At 52.3% G+C, this 19,073-nt stretch carries 18 protein-coding genes, 1 tRNA gene, 1 other RNA gene and 8 pseudogenes; 17 read left to right on the top strand and 11 right to left on the bottom strand.

Annotation, left to right across the window (positions count from 1 at the left end):
• Window positions 1–65: 65 nt before the first annotated feature.
• The 3 genes and pseudogenes from ppsA to AC1M2H_RS12260 all read left to right on the top strand — a co-directional run bounded on the left by ppsA (window position 66) and on the right by AC1M2H_RS12260 (window position 2,990).
• The gene (gene ppsA, locus AC1M2H_RS12250; RefSeq protein ID WP_480151541.1) at window positions 66–2,444 is read left to right on the top strand and encodes a phosphoenolpyruvate synthase; all 2,379 of its coding nucleotides are present in this window, start codon (window positions 66–68) and stop codon (window positions 2,442–2,444) included.
• A gap of 133 nt (window positions 2,445–2,577) precedes the next feature.
• Window positions 2,578–2,691, top strand: a pseudogene (locus AC1M2H_RS12255) (STM2901 family protein); the annotation flags it as partial.
• Complete coding sequence (locus tag AC1M2H_RS12260; RefSeq protein ID WP_480151542.1) at window positions 2,691–2,990, top strand: DUF1493 family protein; 300 nt, start codon at window positions 2,691–2,693, stop codon at window positions 2,988–2,990. The pseudogene AC1M2H_RS12255 and the gene AC1M2H_RS12260, both read left to right, overlap by 1 nt.
• 54 nt (window positions 2,991–3,044) lie before the next feature.
• Here AC1M2H_RS12260 and rprA read toward each other — a convergent pair.
• An RNA gene (rprA, locus tag AC1M2H_RS12265) (antisense sRNA RprA) lies at window positions 3,045–3,152 on the bottom strand.
• A 185-nt stretch (window positions 3,153–3,337) separates the two neighbouring features.
• Window positions 3,338–4,462, bottom strand: a complete 1,125-nt coding sequence (ydiK, locus tag AC1M2H_RS12270; RefSeq protein WP_480151543.1) for an AI-2E family transporter YdiK — start codon at window positions 4,460–4,462, stop codon at window positions 3,338–3,340.
• 322 nt (window positions 4,463–4,784) lie between these two features.
• On the opposite strand from ydiK, the gene ydiJ reads away from it, so the two are divergent.
• Window positions 4,785–7,841 (top strand): D-2-hydroxyglutarate dehydrogenase YdiJ, encoded by a 3,057-nt coding sequence (ydiJ, locus tag AC1M2H_RS12275; RefSeq protein WP_480151544.1) that lies wholly within the window; start codon window positions 4,785–4,787, stop codon window positions 7,839–7,841.
• On the top strand, window positions 7,838–8,248 hold the full coding sequence (menI, locus tag AC1M2H_RS12280; RefSeq protein ID WP_480151545.1) for a 1,4-dihydroxy-2-naphthoyl-CoA hydrolase: 411 nt from the start codon (window positions 7,838–7,840) through the stop codon (window positions 8,246–8,248). Before ydiJ ends, menI begins: the two co-directional genes overlap by 4 nt.
• 53 nt (window positions 8,249–8,301) lie before the next feature.
• Here the strand turns inward: menI and AC1M2H_RS12285 are convergent, their stop codons facing one another.
• On the bottom strand, window positions 8,302–8,490 hold the full coding sequence (locus AC1M2H_RS12285) for a YegP family protein (protein ID WP_480151546.1): 189 nt from the start codon (window positions 8,488–8,490) through the stop codon (window positions 8,302–8,304).
• A 166-nt stretch (window positions 8,491–8,656) separates the two neighbouring features.
• Here AC1M2H_RS12285 and AC1M2H_RS12290 point away from each other — a divergent pair, with 166 nt between their 5' ends.
• The gene (locus tag AC1M2H_RS12290; RefSeq protein WP_426814485.1) at window positions 8,657–8,905 is read left to right on the top strand and encodes a GlsB/YeaQ/YmgE family stress response membrane protein; all 249 of its coding nucleotides are present in this window, start codon (window positions 8,657–8,659) and stop codon (window positions 8,903–8,905) included.
• A 216-nt stretch (window positions 8,906–9,121) separates the two neighbouring features.
• On the opposite strand, the gene AC1M2H_RS12295 is transcribed toward AC1M2H_RS12290, so the two are convergent.
• Window positions 9,122–9,448, bottom strand: coding sequence for a hypothetical protein (locus tag AC1M2H_RS12295; protein WP_480151547.1), 327 nt, complete (start codon window positions 9,446–9,448; stop codon window positions 9,122–9,124).
• Window positions 9,449–10,185: 737 nt separating this feature from the next.
• Window positions 10,186–10,491, bottom strand: coding sequence for a hypothetical protein (locus tag AC1M2H_RS12300; protein WP_480152071.1), 306 nt, complete (start codon window positions 10,489–10,491; stop codon window positions 10,186–10,188).
• Here AC1M2H_RS12300 and AC1M2H_RS12305 point away from each other — a divergent pair.
• Window positions 10,377–10,768, top strand: a pseudogene (locus AC1M2H_RS12305) (HNH endonuclease signature motif containing protein). The gene AC1M2H_RS12300 and the pseudogene AC1M2H_RS12305 overlap by 115 nt on opposite strands.
• Here AC1M2H_RS12305 and AC1M2H_RS12310 read toward each other — a convergent pair.
• Together AC1M2H_RS12310 and AC1M2H_RS12315 are read right to left on the bottom strand one after the other, a co-directional pair.
• Window positions 10,756–10,831 (bottom strand) — tRNA-Lys (locus tag AC1M2H_RS12310). The pseudogene AC1M2H_RS12305 and the gene AC1M2H_RS12310 overlap by 13 nt on opposite strands.
• Before the next feature lie 297 nt (window positions 10,832–11,128).
• Window positions 11,129–11,479 carry a hypothetical protein gene (locus AC1M2H_RS12315; RefSeq protein ID WP_480151548.1) on the bottom strand — a complete coding sequence of 117 codons (351 nt, stop codon included), beginning with the start codon at window positions 11,477–11,479 and terminating at the stop codon, window positions 11,129–11,131.
• 558 nt (window positions 11,480–12,037) lie between these two features.
• Here AC1M2H_RS12315 and AC1M2H_RS12320 point away from each other — a divergent pair.
• From AC1M2H_RS12320 to AC1M2H_RS12365, 10 genes and pseudogenes are all read left to right on the top strand, one after another.
• A pseudogene (locus AC1M2H_RS12320) lies at window positions 12,038–12,420 on the top strand (lysozyme); the annotation flags it as partial.
• A gap of 154 nt (window positions 12,421–12,574) precedes the next feature.
• Window positions 12,575–12,997: an Ivy family c-type lysozyme inhibitor gene (locus AC1M2H_RS12325; RefSeq protein WP_480151549.1), complete on the top strand. Its 423-nt coding sequence runs from the start codon at window positions 12,575–12,577 to the stop codon at window positions 12,995–12,997.
• Window positions 12,998–13,108: 111 nt separating this feature from the next.
• On the top strand, window positions 13,109–14,140 hold the full coding sequence (locus AC1M2H_RS12330; RefSeq protein WP_480151833.1) for an IS630 family transposase: 1,032 nt from the start codon (window positions 13,109–13,111) through the stop codon (window positions 14,138–14,140).
• Window positions 14,141–14,166: 26 nt separating this feature from the next.
• Window positions 14,167–14,583 (top strand): VOC family protein, encoded by a 417-nt coding sequence (locus tag AC1M2H_RS12335; RefSeq protein WP_480151155.1) that lies wholly within the window; start codon window positions 14,167–14,169, stop codon window positions 14,581–14,583.
• A 108-nt stretch (window positions 14,584–14,691) separates the two neighbouring features.
• The gene (locus AC1M2H_RS12340; RefSeq protein ID WP_480151550.1) at window positions 14,692–14,814 is read left to right on the top strand and encodes a hypothetical protein; all 123 of its coding nucleotides are present in this window, start codon (window positions 14,692–14,694) and stop codon (window positions 14,812–14,814) included.
• A complete protein-coding gene (locus tag AC1M2H_RS12345) occupies window positions 14,789–15,010 on the top strand; it encodes a hypothetical protein (protein ID WP_480151551.1) in 222 nt (73 codons plus the stop codon). Before AC1M2H_RS12340 ends, AC1M2H_RS12345 begins: the two co-directional genes overlap by 26 nt.
• 85 nt (window positions 15,011–15,095) lie before the next feature.
• Window positions 15,096–15,455 carry a TonB family protein gene (locus AC1M2H_RS12350; protein ID WP_480151552.1) on the top strand — a complete coding sequence of 120 codons (360 nt, stop codon included), beginning with the start codon at window positions 15,096–15,098 and terminating at the stop codon, window positions 15,453–15,455.
• Between the two features lie 82 nt (window positions 15,456–15,537).
• Window positions 15,538–15,736 (top strand): annotated as a pseudogene (locus AC1M2H_RS12355) (hypothetical protein).
• 64 nt (window positions 15,737–15,800) lie between these two features.
• Window positions 15,801–16,018: pseudogene (locus AC1M2H_RS12360) on the top strand (DUF2560 family protein); the annotation flags it as partial.
• Window positions 16,019–16,511: 493 nt separating this feature from the next.
• Window positions 16,512–16,907 (top strand): annotated as a pseudogene (locus AC1M2H_RS12365) (DUF4113 domain-containing protein); the annotation flags it as partial.
• A 102-nt stretch (window positions 16,908–17,009) separates the two neighbouring features.
• Here the strand turns inward: AC1M2H_RS12365 and AC1M2H_RS12370 are convergent.
• The 4 genes and pseudogenes from AC1M2H_RS12370 to AC1M2H_RS12385 all read right to left on the bottom strand — a co-directional run.
• Window positions 17,010–17,186: pseudogene (locus AC1M2H_RS12370) on the bottom strand (LysE family translocator); the annotation flags it as partial.
• 92 nt (window positions 17,187–17,278) lie between these two features.
• On the bottom strand, window positions 17,279–17,695 hold the full coding sequence (locus AC1M2H_RS12375; protein WP_480147914.1) for a VOC family protein: 417 nt from the start codon (window positions 17,693–17,695) through the stop codon (window positions 17,279–17,281).
• 26 nt (window positions 17,696–17,721) lie between these two features.
• On the bottom strand, window positions 17,722–18,753 hold the full coding sequence (locus tag AC1M2H_RS12380; protein ID WP_480151833.1) for an IS630 family transposase: 1,032 nt from the start codon (window positions 18,751–18,753) through the stop codon (window positions 17,722–17,724).
• Between the two features lie 57 nt (window positions 18,754–18,810).
• Window positions 18,811–19,047 (bottom strand): annotated as a pseudogene (locus tag AC1M2H_RS12385) (LysE family translocator); the annotation flags it as partial.
• Window positions 19,048–19,073 lie beyond the last annotated feature (26 nt).

Consider the following 19,073-nt stretch of genomic DNA (forward strand, 5'->3'; position numbering starts at 1 on the left):
GATAAATCTTGTAGTTGATCGTGAGTTTTTTATCACTGGTATTAAATCACAAAAGGATTGTCTCGATGTCCAACAATGGCTCGTCACCGCTGGTGCTTTGGTATAACCAACTCGGCATGAATGATGTAGACAGAGTTGGGGGCAAAAATGCCTCCCTTGGTGAAATGATCACTAATCTGTCCGGTATGGGCGTTAGCGTACCGAACGGATTTGCCACCACCGCTGATGCTTTCAATCAGTTCCTGGACCAAAGCGGCGTAAACCAGCGCATTTATGAACTGCTGGATAAAACCGACATTGACGACGTTTCCGCATTAGCGAAAGCGGGGGGACAGATCCGTCAGTGGATCATCGATACCCCGTTCCAGAGCGAACTGGAAGACGCGATTCGCGATGCCTATAAGCAGCTCTCCGCCGACAACGCTGAGGCCTCTTTTGCCGTGCGCTCCTCCGCAACGGCCGAAGATATGCCCGACGCCTCCTTCGCCGGGCAGCAAGAGACATTCCTCAACGTGCAGGGCTTCGATGCCGTGCTCGTCGCGGTGAAGCACGTGTTTGCTTCGTTGTTTAACGACCGCGCGATCTCCTATCGCGTGCATCAGGGTTACGATCACCGCGGCGTGGCGCTATCCGCCGGGGTGCAGCGTATGGTGCGCTCCGACCTCGCCTCATCCGGAGTCATGTTCTCCATCGATACCGAATCCGGTTTCGACCAGGTGGTGTTTATCACCTCAGCCTGGGGCCTGGGTGAAATGGTGGTGCAGGGCGCGGTAAACCCGGATGAGTTCTACGTCCATAAGCCAACGCTGGCCGCTGGTCGTCCCGCTATCGTGCGCCGCACCATGGGATCGAAAAAGATCCGCATGATTTACGCGCCGACCCAGGAGCACGGCAAACAGGTGCGTATCGAGGATGTGCCGCAGGCGCAGCGCGATATTTTCTCGCTGAGCGACGAGGAAGTGCAGGCGCTGGCGAAGCAGGCGGTGCAGATTGAGAAGCACTACGGGCGTCCGATGGATATCGAGTGGGCGAAGGATGGCCACACCGGGGAGCTGTTTATCGTTCAGGCGCGTCCGGAAACCGTGCGCTCGCGCGGCCAGGTTATGGAGCGCTATACGCTGCATGCCCAGGGGCAGATTGTCGCCGAAGGGCGCGCCATCGGCCACCGCATTGGCGCGGGGCCGGTAAAAGTTATTCACGATATCAGCGAGATGAACCGCATCGAGCCCGGCGATGTGCTGGTCACCGACATGACCGACCCGGACTGGGAGCCGATCATGAAGAAAGCGTCGGCCATCGTGACCAACCGCGGCGGGCGTACCTGCCACGCGGCGATTATCGCCCGTGAGCTGGGGATCCCGGCGGTGGTAGGCTGCGGCGACGCGACCGATCGCATCCAGGAAAACCAGAACGTGACCGTCTCCTGCGCGGAAGGCGATACCGGCTACGTCTATGCTGAGCTGCTGGACTTCAGCGTCAAGAGCTCCAGCGTGGGTGAAATGCCCGACCTGCCGCTGAAAATTATGATGAACGTCGGTAACCCGGATCGGGCGTTTGACTTTGCCTGCCTGCCGAATGAGGGCGTAGGCCTGGCGCGTCTGGAGTTCATCATCAACCGGATGATTGGCGTTCACCCGCGCGCGCTGCTGGAGTTCGATGACCAGGAGCCTGGCCTGCAGAACGAAATCCGCGAGCTGATGAAAGGCTACGATTCACCGAGAGAGTTCTACGTCGGTCGCCTGACGGAAGGGATCGCCACGCTCGGCGCGGCATTCTATCCGAAACGCGTTATCGTGCGTCTGTCCGACTTTAAGTCTAACGAATACGCCAACCTGGTGGGCGGCGAGCGCTATGAGCCGGAAGAAGAGAACCCTATGCTCGGCTTCCGCGGCGCCGGCCGCTACGTCTCCGACAGCTTCCGCGACTGCTTTGCGCTGGAGTGCGATGCGGTCAAGCGCGTGCGTAACGATATGGGGCTGAGCAACGTCGAGATCATGGTACCGTTCGTCCGTACCGTCGCCCAGGCGAAAGCAGTGGTGGAAGAGCTGGAGCGTCAGGGCCTGAAGCGCGGCGAAAATGGCCTCAAAATCATCATGATGTGTGAAATCCCGTCCAACGCCCTGCTGGCGGAGCAGTTCCTTGAGTACTTCGACGGCTTCTCTATCGGCTCGAACGATATGACGCAGCTGGCGTTGGGCCTGGATCGCGACTCCGGCGTCGTCTCCGAGCTGTTTGACGAACGTAACGATGCGGTGAAGGCGTTGCTGTCGATGGCGATTCGCGCGGCGAAGAAACAGGGCAAATATGTCGGTATTTGCGGGCAGGGCCCGTCCGACCATGAGGACTTTGCCGCCTGGTTGATGGAAGAGGGGATCGACAGCCTGTCCCTGAATCCGGATACCGTGGTGCAAACCTGGCTTGGCCTGGCTGAACTCAGCAAATAACGCACCCTTTGCACATGCAAACCCCGTCGCTAATGGCGGGGTTTTTTATTTTAATAGCTTCCTGGCTAGGTATTTTACGGCCAGGTACATAAAGCGGAAAAAATATCGTAGGTTGTCTGTTAATTTCTACAACTTCCCTGGATATGCACAGGCCGTAGTCGTTATGATGCACGTTGCTAAAGATACAAGAAAAAAATATAACATGATTGCAAGGGCTTCAGATCGTATAGAATGGACATATTTCTGATGATTGATGAAAGAGAAATACTGCAATACCTCACCGATAAGTACAGTGAAAGAAAACAGCCAGTACAGAAAAGCTGGACGTTTCAGGAGCATTTCAATTTCGTCGATGAAGAACTAGAAGAAATGTTCATCGATTTATTTACCCGATACAATATCAGGTATGATGGCTTCGATTTATATCATTACTTCGAGCCTGAACGCCCCTGGTGGAAGGGTAAGCCTCCTGAAAGAAAGCTTAAACCACTTACCGTAGAAATGATTATTGAATCTGCAAGGGCTGGTGTATGGCTCTGTGAGTAAGAAAAGTCTCCATCAGGAGGCGCTCTATCGCGGTGTTACCGTTGGGATTTCAGGCAAAAAAAATGCCCATCGTGGGAGATGGGCAAAGACTACACACAGCAATTCGTTGTTTCACTCAGGGGATTTCCATGCTTATAAATCAAGGTGTTGATTTATAACCGTGCTCATATAGTAGACACGGGGACTTTTTGCGTCGATCGGATTCCTCTCAATAGTTAAATTGACGTGAAGGATATGCGTGGGATATGTAGCGAAAGGTATGGTGAGAGCGCCTGACGGGCATGAATGTATAAGATTTATTTATGTTTAAGGCGGGTTTCCCCGCCTTGATATTTATCTGCCAGGGCTTACTCGCCGCTTTTGATATTGCCGGCATTAAGCTCGGTGAGCTCGGCCAGCACCTGCTCGGGATCTTTCGGCGGCGGCGGAACTTCCTGCACCCAGGCGTCGTACAGCCGCCAGGAGACGGCGAGCAGGACCGGGCCGATAAACAGGCCAATCATACCAAAGGCAATCAGGCCGCCGATAACGCCGGAGAGGATCAGGATCATCGGCAGGTCGGCGCCCATGCGAATCAGCACTGGACGGATAACGTTATCCATTGTCCCGACTACGCAGCTCCACACCAGCAGTACGGTACCCCAGGTGGTATCGCCGCTGTAGTACAACCAGATAATGGAAGGGACAAGCACAATCAACGGCCCCAGCTGAACGAGACAGGTGAAGATCATCACTATCGTCAGCAGCGCGGCGTAAGGAACGCCGCTTACCGCGAGGCCAATGCCGCCCAGCACCGCCTGGGTCAGCGCGGTAACCACCACGCCCAGCGCTACGGCGCGAATCGCCTGTCCTGCCAGCAGCACCGCGGCGTCGCCGCGCTTTGCCGCCAGCCGGGTGGCGAAATAGCGGAAACCATAGGCCACCTTTTCGCCCCGCCAGTAGAGCAGGGCGCTGAATAGCAGCATCAGCCCGCAGTAGACCAGCAGTTTACCAATGTGCGCCGCCTGACCCACAAACCAGGTAGTAGTGGTGCCGATATAGGGTCGAATTTTGGCCATGATCGCCGCGCCGCCCATATCCAGCAGGCCGTGCCATGCGGAGTAGAGCTTGCCGCCAATCAGCGGGATGCTGTTCAGCCAGGCGAAATCCGGCAGGCTCACGCTACCGGAGGTAAACATTTTAATCAGCGGCACGCTGTTATCGACCAGGCTGTTGACCAGCAGCGCGATCGGGATAACGAACAGTAAGAATAACAGCAGGGTCATGACCAGCACCGCGAGGGCGCGTTTGCCAAACAGCAGCCGCTGCAGGCGGAGCAGTAGCGGCCAGGTGGCAATGACTACGGTACCTGCCCAGGCAAATGACAGGATAAAGGGCTGTACGACCCACAGGCAGGAAACAATAATCAGGGACAAAAACAGCACCGATAGCAGAACCTGCGGTATATCCCGGGGCTGACGCTCGTTAATCATAGATAAGTTTTACCTTTCCAGTGGCGCCAAAAGGCTGACGCAGCGTAATTCCATATACGGATAATTATACCAATAATTTCACGAGCCTGATTCTGCACATAAATCTGGTGGGCGCATATGAAAAAAATGTGATAAAAAGTTGGCTGCACTACGCACTCGTTTAGTTACCCATACACAAAATCATCCAGGATACCTCGAACCGGCAGCTGAAGGCTCGCGACGTTTGCCTCAGTCAACGATCGGCGCAGCGCAAGCGCTGACGCGACGCGTTCCGCAGGATGAAGTTTTTACAACACAACATAGTCAGGCAGGGTCAAGCGTTATGATCCCACAAATTTCTCAAGCACCAGGCGTCGTTCAGCTGGTATTGAATTTTCTGCAGGTACTGGAGCAACAAGGTTTTACCGGCGATACCGCCACCAGCTATGCCGACAGGCTAACGATGGCGACGGATAACAGCATCTATCAGCTATTGCCGGACGCGATTTTATTCCCCCGCTCCACGGCGGACGTCGCGCTGCTGGCAAGAGTGGCGGCGGATGAGCGTTTCAAAACGCTGGTCTTTACGCCACGCGGCGGAGGCACCGGCACCAACGGACAGTCGTTGAACGCGGGAATCGTGGTTGATATGTCCCGCTATATGAACCGCATTATCGAAATTAACCCGGAAGAAGGCTGGGTGCGGGTCGAAGCCGGGGTCATTAAAGATCAGCTCAACCAATACCTTAAGCCGTACGGCTACTTTTTTGCGCCGGAGCTGTCAACCAGCAACCGCGCCACGCTCGGCGGAATGATCAATACCGACGCCTCCGGCCAGGGGTCGCTGGTGTACGGTAAAACCTCCGATCACGTGCTGGGCGTGCGCTCGGTGCTGATGGGGGGCGATATTCTGGACACCCAGGCCATTCCCGCGGCCCTGGCAGAAACCCTGGCAAACGAGCAGTCGGCAATCGGGCGTATTTACCGCACCGTCTACCAGCGCTGCAAAGCGCAGCGCCAGCTGATTATCGATAAATTCCCTAAACTTAACCGCTTCCTGACCGGCTACGATCTGCGCCACGTCTTTAATGGCGATCTCAGCGAATTTGACCTGACCCGGATATTAACCGGTTCGGAAGGGACGCTGGCGTTTATCACCGAAGCGCGCCTTGATATTACCCGGCTGCCGAAGGTGCGTCGGCTGGTGAACGTGAAGTATGATTCGTTTGATTCTGCGCTGCGCAATGCGCCGTTTATGGTGGCGGCCAATGCGCTGTCGGTGGAAACCGTCGACTCGAAGGTGCTCAACCTCGCGCGGGAAGATATTGTCTGGCACTCGGTCAGCGAACTGATCGCCGACGTGCCGGAAAAAGAGATGCTCGGGCTGAACATCGTCGAGTTTTCCGGCGATGACGTCGAGCTGATCGACGGCCAGGTGGCTTCGCTATGCCAGCGGCTGGATCGGCTGATCGCCCAGGGTGAAGCCGGCGTTATCGGCTGGCAGGTGTGCGGCGAGCTGGACGGCGTTGAGCGTATCTATGCAATGCGTAAAAAGGCGGTAGGGCTGCTGGGCAACGCGAAAGGGGCGGCTAAACCAATCCCCTTTGCCGAAGATACCTGCGTGCCGCCGGAGCATCTGGCGGATTACATCGTCGAGTTTCGCGCGCTGCTGGACGCCCACGGCCTGAGCTACGGCATGTTTGGCCACGTCGATGCCGGGGTGCTGCACGTGCGCCCGGCGCTGGATATGTGCGATCCTCAGCAGGAAGTGCTGATGAAGCAGATCTCCGATCAAGTGGTCGCGCTGACGGCCAAATACGGCGGCCTGCTGTGGGGCGAGCACGGGAAGGGGTTCCGCGCCGAGTACAGCCCGGCGTTCTTTGGCGATGAGCTCTACGGCGAACTGCGAAAGGTGAAAGCGGCTTTTGACCCGGATAACCGCCTTAACCCGGGTAAAATTTGCCCGCCGGAAGGCGTCGATGCGCCGATGATGAAGGTGGACGCGGTGAAACGCGGCACTTTCGATCGCCAGATCCCGATCGCCGTACGCAGCTCATGGCGCGGGGCGATGGAGTGTAACGGTAACGGCCTGTGCTTTAACTTTGATGTTAAAAGCCCGATGTGTCCGTCGATGAAGGTGAGCAATCATCGTATTCATTCGCCGAAAGGCCGGGCCACGCTGGTGCGCGAGTGGCTGCGTCTGCTGGCCGATCGCGGTATCGATCCCAATCAGCTGGAGAGCCAGCTGGCGGAAAAACGCGCCAGCCTGCGCGAACTGATCGAGCGTACCCGCAACAGCTGGCATGCGCGCAAAGGCGAGTATGACTTCTCGCATGAGGTCAAAGAGGCGATGTCCGGCTGCCTGGCCTGTAAAGCCTGCTCCACCCAGTGTCCGATTAAAATTGACGTGCCGGAGTTTCGTTCACGTTTCCTGCAGCTTTACCACAGCCGCTACCTGCGCCCGGTTCGCGACCATCTGGTGGCGACGGTGGAGTCCTACGCGCCGCTGATGGCGCAGGCGCCGAAAACCTTTAACTTCTTTATTAACCAGCCGTGGGTGCGCAAGCTATCGGAAAAGCACATCGGGATGGTGGATTTACCGCTGCTCTCCACGCCGTCGCTGAAGCAGCAAATGGTCGGCCACCGTTCGGCGAATATGACGCTGGAGCAGCTGGAAACGCTGAGCGCCGAGCAAAAGGCGAAAATGGTGCTGGTGGTGCAGGATCCGTTCACCAGCTACTACGATGCGCAGGTGGTGGCTGATTTCATCCGCCTGGTGGAAAAGGTCGGCTATCAGCCGGTGCTGTTGCCGTTTTCACCCAACGGTAAGGCGCAGCATATTAAAGGCTTCCTGTCGCGTTTCGCCCGTACGGCGCAGAAAACGGCGGATTTCCTCAACCGGATGGCGCAGCTCGGGATCCCGATGGTCGGCGTCGATCCGGCCCTGGTGCTGTGCTATCGCGATGAATACAACCAGACGCTGGGCGACAAGCGCGGCGACTTCCGCGTGATGCTGGTGCATGAATGGCTGCCGCGGGCGCTGCCTGAAAACGCGGTGCAGGATAGCGGCGGCGAGGCGTGGTATCTGTTTGGCCACTGCACGGAGGTCACGGCGCTGCCGGCGGCGCCGAAACAGTGGGCTGAAATTTTTGCGCGCTTTGGCGCGAAGCTGGAAAACGTCAGCGTGGGCTGCTGCGGCATGGCCGGAACCTACGGCCACGAGGTTAAAAACCATGCCAACTCGCTGGCGATTTACTCGCTTTCCTGGCAACAGGCGATTCAGCGTTTGCCGCGCAACCGCTGCCTGGTGACCGGCTACTCCTGTCGTAGTCAGGTTAAGCGTATTGAGGGCAGCGGCGTGCGTCACCCGCTGCAGGCGCTGCTGGAGATTATTGGATGATTTGGAAACGTCAGACAACCCTGGAACAGCTCAACGCCATGGGCGAGGGCAATATGGTGGGTCTGCTGGATATCCGCTTTGAGGTGTTGACCGATGACACTCTTGAAGCCACGATGCCGGTAGACAGCCGAACCCATCAGCCGTTTGGCCTGCTGCACGGCGGCGCGTCGGTGGTGCTGGCCGAAACGCTGGGTTCGGTTGCTGGCTATTTATGCAGTGAAGGCGAACAAAAAGTGGTAGGGCTTGAGGTTAACGCTAACCATATTCGTTCGGTTCGCGGCGGACGGGTTTGCGGCGTCTGCAAAGCGCTACACGTCGGCTCCCGCCATCAGGTGTGGCAAATTGAAATATTCGATGAGCAGGGGCGTCTGTGCTGCTCATCGCGGCTCACGACGGCGGTGGTTTAAGAGCACGTTCGTGATCTGAGGTGATATATGGGGGAAAATATTCCCCCATATTTTTATAGGCTTTCATCCTTAACTATTTCGCTCGGGCCATTCTTCTGCACCGAGGCAATTCCTTTTTTTGCCGCATCCTTCGAGGTATACATTTCGCTGGTGGCGATGGTTTCGTGGTTATCTGCCTTCAGTAAGAAATACCAGGGCTGGGACACATTCTTCTCTGATTTTTTAATGACGTAATACCCCATCTTTAACCTCTCTTCACGTTAACGACTCCTTATGGTATGTAGACTAAGATGGCTACTACGGCAAGTAATCCTCTAATAAATATATAATTCATGATTTTTTCGCTCCTTATATGCTACTATCTAATCACTATGTACTTGCAGAGCAACAAAGAGGATGGAGTTAACCATGGGTATCATTTCCTGGATCATTTTTGGTCTTATTGCCGGTATTTTAGCTAAGTGGATCATGCCGGGCAAAGACGGCGGCGGCTTTATCGTCACTATCATTCTGGGGGTCATCGGTGCGGTAGTGGGCGGCTGGATCAGCACCTTCTTTGGCTTTGGCAAGGTTGACGGGTTTAATTTCGGGAGCTTTGTCGTTGCGGTAATTGGCGCGCTGGTAGTGCTGTTTATCTACAGAAAGATTAAGAGCTAATAGCCCTTCAGTATCAGACTGAGTCATAAGATATAAAAGCTGCCGTTATTATTGGCAGCTTTTTTTTCGTTCACATAATAGCCATGCCGATGCGTCGGGCGACAAAAAACCACATAAACCCGGTGGGAAAGTCCATTTCGACCGCTAATTTATCGCTCCTGCCGGCGCCGCTAACGTATTTTATTGCGCCTGCACGGCTTAATTAACCCGGCAAAATCACATGGGGCCGGTCTCAGCCATATCGGGTACGGCGACGACTTCGACATGAACTTCATAATGCCGGGCTTTGCTGGCCGGGATTAACGCGGTGAGCTTATTAATGGTATCCGTCGGATTATCGCTGGCAACGGTCGCGGAGAAGAGCACCGGCTTTCTCGGCGGCAGCGGCGGCATGGGCATGGGGCCACGTTCCTGAGTCATCTCAAACGGCGGCTGCCCGCCGTGATCCCGCGCAGGGGCTGGCGTTTCGCTTTTATCCGCGGCGAAGGCGCTGGCGGCGGCAATAGAAACGGTTGCTAACAGGGCAATGATTGTTCTTTTCATCTTTGTTACCTCTTAAGTGTGTGGCTAAAATCTTAGAGGTTAGGTTTCGGGCCGACAATCCCACCGGGGGCGAATCCTCCAAATCTCCTTATTTATTAACGACTGTGGAGGGCCTGCAGGAAGGCGTGCGGGAAGGTAAAACCGAGGGCCGGTTTCATCAGGGCACGGCTATGGCCGGCCGATAAACGGCGAGAATCGGAACAGCGGCGGCAAAGAGTTGTGGCGCAACACGCTTTCAGTCCAGCAGTACGCTCATCACCAGAAGGACTACCATGCACATCGACATAATACTAATATCTATCATCCGTTACGACAAAAGCTCCAGGTTATCAGCGACTCCGACATCATGCCGAAAACTGTAGAAATTATAAGCGGAGATTATACATCAGCTTAATCATCATGATTAAAACTTAATCCCCGAAGGACGGTCGACTTTATAACCAAAATGTCTGCGTATAGCCACACTGCAACCACGGTTTTCAGATAATGCTTATAGATTGGTCGTGATAATCGTGAAATCAGCCAATGTTATGCGATCGGGCGTGGGCTTCTGCTTTGGGTCGTCACCGTAAAAACGTACGCCATCAGCGCGTTGTGAAGTGAGGCAATTATGGCCAGAGCAATATCAGCAGAAGGGCGCCGGTAATACGTGCGCGCAATTAGCCCAACCGGAGGCGCAGCGTGCTCAGCCATGTGAGCACTCAATGTTTTGGGATGTATCTGGCGTTAAGCGTTGCTCAAAGTGCGATAGCGCCGAGCTGGAGTCCCGCACCGTGAAGCTGCCAGAGCCAGTAGGTGTTGTTGGCAATGATCACTGGATTGGCGAAATGAATATGCGGTCGGCTGTCATTCAAGCGCTGAAATCCGCCGGCATCAAGCGGGAGGATGAGTAATGGCACTGACCAAAAAACAGCGCGCAGAATTGCGCATGAAGTTTGGCGGCCGCTGCGCTTACTGCGGCTGCGAACTTCCTGAAAAGGGCTGGCATGCTGATCACGTAGAAGCCGCTCTGCGGAAATGGGAGTTTGGAGAACGTCAACCAAACGGGACACAACGCACTGTCGCAACCGATGAATTCTGGCGCCCTGAAAACGACGCGGTTGAAAATCTGCTCCCTGCTTGCACCCCATGCAACCTGTTTAAGGCGACGTTTAGTGTTGAGCTATTCCGTAAACAGATCGGAGCCCAGGCAGAACGCGCCCGCGCATACAGCGTGAATTTCAGAACCGCCGAACGCTTCGGGCTGGTGAACGTGGTCAAAAGCCTGTTGTGTTCTGGTTTGAAAGGTATCAAGGGGAAGCAAGAAGTGGTGGGCTGTGAGGGGTTCGAACCCGCGACCAATGGATTAAGAGTCCAGTGCTCTACCAACTGAGCTAACAGCCCACAAACTTGACGGCGATAAACATACTCCTGTTGGCCTGAGGGTGCAATGAGCGTGAGGAAGAAATTATGAAAAGCAAATACCGTGATTATTTTGGAAAAATAACTTGAATTTCACCCAAAAAGTCAGCGTGATTCATTCACGCCTGGCAGCGCTGTGCCACTCGCAGCGTTAAAAAGCGACAATTTGAACATAACGAGAACCCCGCCAGCGCGGGGTTTTTGTTTTCCGGCGATACGACAGGGGTATTCGCGAGATGCATTGCATCAGTACCCCTGTCGTATCGTCGAACATCACACTTAGTAAAGTGACTTTTGGCATTGATCAATCATTGCAAAAATAGATGAACGCACATCAGGTGCATAATAGAAATAGACACTAGTCTGATCGCCGGATTTGGAAACGTCAACCCAGGCTACGTCTTCATAATTAGCATCTTGTAAATTATATCTTTTCGTCCCCCCGGGCAGCGGATCGTCCTTCATTAAGGACAGTTTTTGATTTAGCGCAGCGTCGTAAAGACAGTTTTCAACCGCATTCTGATGGCCATTAAAGTATGCAGTTTTCAAATCCGGGTGCATTCCAACACGCCCAAGATCGACGCAACCGCTGAGCGCGAGGATGATTAAAACGAGGGGTAATTTACGCATATCGTCAAGCTTCCCTTTTCTGGACTGGGGGTGTTTTCCACTAAATTTATGTGATAAATCAGTATTACATTTGTTCTTGTTAGTATCTGATAACACTTTAACGATATCAGATGTGGTGATATGCCGCTACAGAGCGGCATCTGAAGACCTGCAAATGATTGCGAATAAGCAGGCCACGCCCGGGAAGGCGAGTGATGATATTGACTATGTAAATTACTTAATAATAAATTATTAGTGTGGTGAATCCCCCTAAGCGGAGGGGCTGAATGACCAGGTAATAGTGCAGTTCATATTGCCCGCTGACGATACGGCGAGTCACGGTTGGTCATCCAAAGGCTCACCGGGAGGCACCCGGCACCATCGTTTCATAGGACAAAGGCTCACTTCGGCGGGCCTTTTCTTTAGGCGAAAAAAAGCCCGCCGTGGAAAAGCAATGCGGGCAATCAATAAATCCAATTGAACACAAATTTGGATGTCTCTTCTTCAGAGTTGAGGATGATAACTATTCTCAACATACATGCAAACAACCTTTAAAACAACAGGGTCATGCAATAGCATGGCCTTTTCTATATCCCAATTAATCAGAATTGCCACGGGCACACCGGCAACGACATCATGCCGGGAAAACCTACATCGAGGCGGAGTGTCGTGCACTGCTCAACAAAGACCTGAACACCGTCGCCCGTCAGATCAACCCTGACATCAACAAGCCGATCCCCGAAATGATGCGTGGGGCGCTGTATTCGTTCGCGTATAACGTCGGTGCTGGCAACTTCCAGACTTCTACGCTGCTGCGCATAATCAACTAGGGTGACCAGAAAGGCGCATGCGACCAGCTGCGCCGTTGGACCTGCGCAGGAGGCAAGCAGTGGAAGGGCCTGGTAACGCGCCGCGAGATTGAGCGCGAGGTGTGTTTGTGGGGTGAAAAGCCAGAAAGCTGATGATGAATTCGGGCCGCTGAATCCCGGCGTGCCGCCATCTGCTCCGGGGGTATTCTGATGAGTCGCTTATTCGGCAATAACCCATTAGGGACCTGACAAAGCAGCAAGAAAAAGATAAAGTTTCTCTGCTCTAAAATGGAATGAGGGAAACAATATGAAAAAGAGACTAATGATTACCGCCCTGGCGCTGCTACCTTTTATAGTCAGCGCGGAAGGAAATCCTTACCTTTTTGATTTTGTACAAGGTAAAGAAACAGGAAGTGCTTATAAGAGTCTTATTGCCAAACACAATCTACCAGCATGGGTAAAAAATGGTGGTACGAGTACCCCTGCAAATGAAGTAACCATTGATGGGCGTAAGTATCTTGCTTTATCTGGCTGTAAGCCTCATAACTGCCCTGCGGAATCGATAGCCATCCTTTATTCTTTAGACAAAGGAGATATCCACGGAGTTTTTTCTGAATCTGATATTACATCTGAGAAACAAAAACTCACATGGTTGAACCTTGAGCCGATAGGTTCTGATGCTATGAGGAATATTTTATTCGCTCGGTTGAATGGTGACGTATCAGGCTAAGTATATTAAGAGCAATACAAAGGCCACCTCCGGGTGGCTTTTTTAATGACTTTATACCCGTGATCATTGAAACTGCTTGATTTCGTCGGTGCTGAGGATCATGCTCAGGCCATGAACGTAAAACTGACCTCCGCACAGATTGCCGCCCTTGAGGCTCAGCACCGGCAGAGTCGTGACCGCCGTGTCTGCGACCGGATACGCTGCGTGCTGCTTTCTGCTCAGGGCTGGTCTCCTGCCATGATTGCGCAGTCTCAGCTCATTCATGAGACCACGGTTCTGCGTCATCTATCGGATTATCTCAGCGACGGTAAGCTCACCTCTGATAACGGCGGTTCGCAGGAGCATCTGACTCCCGGGGAGTCTGCCGAACTTCGTCAGCTTCTGACTGACACTGTTCACATCACGACGGCCAGTATCGTGTCGCTTGTCCGTGACCGCTTCGGTGTGCGCTACAGCATTCCGGGTATGAATAAGTGGCTTCACCGCAACGGGTTCACCTGGAAAAAACCGTCAGGTATTCCCCATAAGTTCTGCCCGGCACAACAGCAGCAGTTCATGACGCATTATGAAGCGCTGAAGCAGGCTGCCGGTGACAGCGAACCCATTCTGTTTATGGATGCGGTACATCCGACGCAGTCAACGAAGCTGAGCTGTGGCTGGATAAGAAAGGGGGAACTGAAAGCGGTGAAAACCACCGGGAGCCGGACCCGCCTGAACATCATCAGCGCCCTCAGCGTGAACGACCTGGCCCGGACGGTGACCCGTGATTATCCGCAGATTAATGCGGATGCTATCTGCCGTTTTTTTATTGCAGTTCGCCAGACTTATCCGGTGTCGCAGAAAGTGCATCTGATACTGGACGGTGCGCCTTATCACCGGGCATCGCTGGTTAAGGACTGGGCCTTCGTGATGAATATTGAACTGCATTATCTGCCGCCGTACAGCCCGAACCTGAACCCGACAGAACGGTTGTGGAAGGTGATGAATGAGCATGTGCGGAATAACCGGTATTTTGCGTCAGCGAAAGCCTTCAGGGACGCGATAAGAGGATTTTTTGAACGAACCCTGCCGGAACTGGGGCAGAAACTGGGCTGTCGTATCAACGACAATTTTCAGGTGCTCAGTTCCGTGTCAGAGACATAACGACGTATAGCGTAAGGTGTTCACCTGTGAACAAAATAACTCTCATTGATCATGTTGCAATAACTGTTGCCGACCTTGAAGTATCTTACTGTTTTTACGATAAATTGTTTGGTGCAAAAATTCATGCAGAGTACGCCCCCTTTGGGAAACTGCTTGTAAGGCAGGTATCGCTGGGTGATATTGTCCTGAGTTTACATCAGGTTGAGAATGGCGTGGAACTTGTAGCTAAAAGGCCAATGCCAGGGAGTGCTGATTTATGCTTCCGGTGGGGAGGGACAATTCTCAGCGTGTTAGAGCTACTTGAGAAAAACGATATCGAAATAATGCATGGCCCGGTGCCCCGTGAAACGAGTTCAGGTCAGCCATCACAATCTGTTTTCTTTCGGGATCCTGATGGAAATCTGCTGGAGTTAATGGCTGCTGATAATAAAGACCAAGGTTAAAATACTCAATAAAGTCAAAAATAAATATTTTCATCTGCAGGACTTAATGTGGCTCCCTGAAACAATCTGCACTTTGAAGTTTATTGAGTATAACAGCAGGAAAACACCATGAAAAAACATATCGAATTTGCCACTCCTGCCCAAGAGTTTAAATTCCCTCTGGATCAGCTTGTGAACATCCGTATCAGTGAAGAGTGGGGGGCAGGTGAAGGCTCGCTCTCTGGATGCTAACGGTGAAAATCAGTATTTCATCCATTATCAGGCTGCTGATAAATGCGCCAAGAGCGGGTGGTTTGGAGAATCTACTCTGTCTGCTGTTGAAGATGACCGTTCGCCCGGCATGCCTGTGTTCGCTGCTATCGAGCTGCCGGAAGGCGCAACGGTCGAAGGGGCGGTATTACAGAAGCTCTTCAGAAAATGGCCTTGATGTCTGCCATTAATAGGTATTCTCAACTATTGACGAACATTTAGCTTTGATAATATTGATTATCATTCACAATTCTGGTGTTGCTATGAAAAAAGGATTTATCTGTACGATTTGCTTGTGCGTAATGCTTCTTGGGTGTGCCAGCACCGATAAAACCCCACAGCCAAAACTCCTGTATTCGCCATTCCCGACATATCCATATTACGCAACGGCTAACAGGATTGAAGGGGATGTGAGGGTCAGATATGACGTAGGCGTTGATGGAAAGATATCAAAGTTGTGGATACTGAAATCAGAACCTCAACATCTCTTCGACTCAGCAGTCATCGCAGCAATGTCAAAGTGGCGGTATGAAACCAATAAACCGAGCCAGGGTTTGACAAAAACTATTCATTTTAAACTGCAAAAATTAAGTGAAAGAGCAAAAACAGCAATAGATGAATGACCAAAATCGCTTGAATGGAAGATTTTGTACGTCCTTGAACTAAAAATGCCTCGCATTAGCGGGGCTTTTTATTACCAGTAGCATGTTAACAGTAAAAGTGATGTCGCCGGGGCGGGGAAGATATCCATTCTGGACTAAGCGTTGGTTTCAACCCTAACCAGCAGAGCATCGCGGTAACGGGAATGAACTAGAATGTATTCCTAAATGAAGGGGAAATCGCGTACGTGATGAACGCACACGGCAAGAACATTTCCCGTTACGAACACACCCCACGGCAGTAGGCATTACAGGAGCCATTCACAAAGTGGCTTCGATAATGCTCCACACATCACGCAGAGGTAAGACATGTCAGAGATAACCGTATCTGAGCAAATCCGCCGGGATATCATCAAAAAGTAAATTACGACACCGCCGCAGCTAAGTTAGCCATAGATTGGGTCAGCGACAGCTATCTGAAATCTGAGTTATTTGCGGACTCTTTCGATCGTGTTTTCACAGAAAGTGAAATCGTATCCAGGACACGCAAAGCGATTCAGGAAGCGACCGAAGCGTTAGCGTTGTTTCTCGTTCAGGAAAGGAGGTATCGACTGATACCTCCTAATACCAACAGGCCCTGTAAAGGGCCTGTTTTTATTAACGCAAACCCGGGCCATGTGAGAATCCGCCGCCAGGACCACCACCATGACCACCGCCTGGACCTCCCGGAGGCAAAATACATCCTGAAAGAGACAGCGCACCACAGATCACAAAAACAGCAAGCATAATTCTTTTCATAATAACTCCTGAACTAAAGAGCCTTAATTCAAAAACATAAAAGTGAATATTTTATGGAGAATTAGTAATTCCTTTTTCTCACTCACGTTAAATAGGAATAATCCATGGCAAAACCGGACTGGGGCGAGCTTCATCAACGGTTCCTGTCCGATCATGCCGCAACCGGCGCATCGACTCCTGCAAACGCTACGGACGTCGTTGAATGGACCTCCTCTGACCCATTAGTTGCATCTGTGGCATCGTTCGGGCAAAAAACGGCCAAGTCGTAATGCCGAAGGAACGGCTAAAACCAGCCCTTTTGCGCTTAACGAGCCGTATTACGGCAACAGCGCATCGGTTAAGTTACGGATTCCTACCCAGGATAGCCGGGACATTATCGCCGAGGCTACGAGGTGCCTCGACGCTATCTGAGAAGATGGACACAGGTACCAGAAAGCAGGGGTGATGCTGGGTGATTTTTACAGCCAGGGCGTGGCCCGGCTAAACCTGTTTGACAACAATTCACCGCGCAAAAACAGCGAGAAACTGATGGAGGTTTTGGATCATCTTAATGCCCAAAAAGGGTGAGGGGCATTGTATTTTGCCGGCCAGGGTATCCAGGTGGCCTGGCAGATGAATCGGGATATGTTATCCCCGTGGTACACAACCAGATACAGAGATTTACTCCAGGTCAGATGACAGTTAGTTCCTTAACCTTACGAATAAGTTCTAACTATCATCCTACTGAAAGAGTCCGCTTAGGGCGAGGAGCGGACACGAAGTTTACCGTTTCGGTAAAACTTAACGCGCAGATTTCGATACTACACCAGACCCGCTAAACAACATGCGGATACCCAGGCCAATCATGACAACACCTGTAAATCGTTCCTGCCATTTGATAAAGCCCGGGTGTTTACCTAGCCAGTTTCCAAATGTTCCTGATGCCATCGCGACTGAACCCAGGGAAACAATTCCTACTATACTCAATAAACTTCAAAGTGCAGATTGTTTCAGGGAGCCACATTAAGTCCTGCAGATGAAAATATTTATTTTTGACTTTATTGAGTATTTTAACCTTGGTCTTTATTATCAGCAGCCATTAACTCCAGCAGATTTCCATCAGGATCCCGAAAGAAAACAGATTGTGATGGCTGACCTGAACTCGTTTCACGGGGCACCGGGCCATGGATTATTTCGATATCGTTTTTCTCAAGTAGCTCTAACACGCTGAGAATTGTCCCTCCCCACCGGAAGCATAAATCAGCACTCCCTGGCATTGGCCTTTTAGCTACAAGTTCCACGCCATTCTCAACCTGATGTAAACTCAGGACAATATCACCCAGCGATACCTGCCTTACAAGCAGTTTCCCAAAGGGGGCGTACTCTGCATGAATTTTTGCACCAAACAATTTATCGTAAAAACAGTAAGATACTTCAAGGTCGGCAACAGTTATTGCAACATGATCAATGAGAGTTATTTTGTTCACAGGTGAACACCTTACGCTATACGTCGTTATGTCTCTGACACGGAACTGAGCACCTGAAAATTGTCGTTGATACGACAGCCCAGTTTCTGCCCCAGTTCCGGCAGGGTTCGTTCAAAAAATCCTCTTATCGCGTCCCTGAAGGCTTTCGCTGACGCAAAATACCGGTTATTCCGCACATGCTCATTCATCACCTTCCACAACCGTTCTGTCGGGTTCAGGTTCGGGCTGTACGGCGGCAGATAATGCAGTTCAATATTCATCACGAAGGCCCAGTCCTTAACCAGCGATGCCCGGTGATAAGGCGCACCGTCCAGTATCAGATGCACTTTCTGCGACACCGGATAAGTCTGGCGAACTGCAATAAAAAAACGGCAGATAGCATCCGCATTAATCTGCGGATAATCACGGGTCACCGTCCGGGCCAGGTCGTTCACGCTGAGGGCGCTGATGATGTTCAGGCGGGTCCGGCTCCCGGTGGTTTTCACCGCTTTCAGTTCCCCCTTTCTTATCCAGCCACAGCTCAGCTTCGTTGACTGCGTCGGATGTACCGCATCCATAAACAGAATGGGTTCGCTGTCACCGGCAGCCTGCTTCAGCGCTTCATAATGCGTCATGAACTGCTGCTGTTGTGCCGGGCAGAACTTATGGGGAATACCTGACGGTTTTTTCCAGGTGAACCCGTTGCGGTGAAGCCACTTATTCATACCCGGAATGCTGTAGCGCACACCGAAGCGGTCACGGACAAGCGACACGATACTGGCCGTCGTGATGTGAACAGTGTCAGTCAGAAGCTGACGAAGTTCGGCAGACTCCCCGGGAGTCAGATGCTCCTGCGAACCGCCGTTATCAGAGGTGAGCTTACCGTCGCTGAGATAATCCGATAGATGACGCAGAACCGTGGTCTCATGAATGAGCTGAGACTGCGCAATCATGGCAGGAGACCAGCCCTGAGCAGAAAGCAGCACGCAGCGTATCCGGTCGCAGACACGGCGGTCACGACTCTGCCGGTGCTGAGCCTCAAGGGCGGCAATCTGTGCGGAGGTCAGTTTTACGTTCATGGCCTGAGCATGATCCTCAGCACCGACGAAATCAAGCAGTTTCAATGATCACGGGTATAGCTTTTGGATACTGCCCAGAACAAGCAATTGCAGCCAGACAGGACCCGCGGCGGGATCGACAAACTGAGGAAGAAAAGCAAACATGAACAGCAGGGATTTTGGATTAGTCAGGCTGTTCAGGGCGCCTTCCTTAACGGCATTCCAGTCAGAAATTTTTGCAGTTTTCCGCAGACGGGTATCTGTGCCTGAAGTCGCAATCATTTTTATGCCCAGCCATATCAGATGATGTAGCCCCCTGAAACACCGGACAGTAGCTGTAT

It is taken from the genome of Klebsiella sp. F11 (assembly GCF_056712265.1).

Excerpts from the sequence above, each read along its gene's own strand:
- ppsA (WP_480151541.1), top strand. The coding sequence starts at position 66 with ATGTCCAACAATGGCTCGTCACCGCTGGTGCTTTGGTATAACCAACTC.
- AC1M2H_RS12260 (WP_480151542.1), top strand. The coding sequence starts at position 2,691 with ATGATTGATGAAAGAGAAATACTGCAATACCTCACCGATAAGTACAGT.
- ydiK (WP_480151543.1), bottom strand. The coding sequence starts at position 4,462 with ATGATTAACGAGCGTCAGCCCCGGGATATACCGCAGGTTCTGCTATCG.
- ydiJ (WP_480151544.1), top strand. The coding sequence starts at position 4,785 with ATGATCCCACAAATTTCTCAAGCACCAGGCGTCGTTCAGCTGGTATTG.
- menI (WP_480151545.1), top strand. The coding sequence starts at position 7,838 with ATGATTTGGAAACGTCAGACAACCCTGGAACAGCTCAACGCCATGGGC.
- AC1M2H_RS12285 (WP_480151546.1), bottom strand. The coding sequence starts at position 8,490 with ATGGGGTATTACGTCATTAAAAAATCAGAGAAGAATGTGTCCCAGCCC.
- AC1M2H_RS12290 (WP_426814485.1), top strand. The coding sequence starts at position 8,657 with ATGGGTATCATTTCCTGGATCATTTTTGGTCTTATTGCCGGTATTTTA.
- AC1M2H_RS12295 (WP_480151547.1), bottom strand. The coding sequence starts at position 9,448 with ATGAAAAGAACAATCATTGCCCTGTTAGCAACCGTTTCTATTGCCGCC.
- AC1M2H_RS12315 (WP_480151548.1), bottom strand. The coding sequence starts at position 11,479 with ATGCGTAAATTACCCCTCGTTTTAATCATCCTCGCGCTCAGCGGTTGC.
- AC1M2H_RS12325 (WP_480151549.1), top strand. The coding sequence starts at position 12,575 with ATGAAAAAGAGACTAATGATTACCGCCCTGGCGCTGCTACCTTTTATA.
- AC1M2H_RS12330 (WP_480151833.1), top strand. The coding sequence starts at position 13,109 with ATGAACGTAAAACTGACCTCCGCACAGATTGCCGCCCTTGAGGCTCAG.
- AC1M2H_RS12340 (WP_480151550.1), top strand. The coding sequence starts at position 14,692 with ATGAAAAAACATATCGAATTTGCCACTCCTGCCCAAGAGTTTAAATTC.
- AC1M2H_RS12350 (WP_480151552.1), top strand. The coding sequence starts at position 15,096 with ATGAAAAAAGGATTTATCTGTACGATTTGCTTGTGCGTAATGCTTCTT.
- AC1M2H_RS12380 (WP_480151833.1), bottom strand. The coding sequence starts at position 18,753 with ATGAACGTAAAACTGACCTCCGCACAGATTGCCGCCCTTGAGGCTCAG.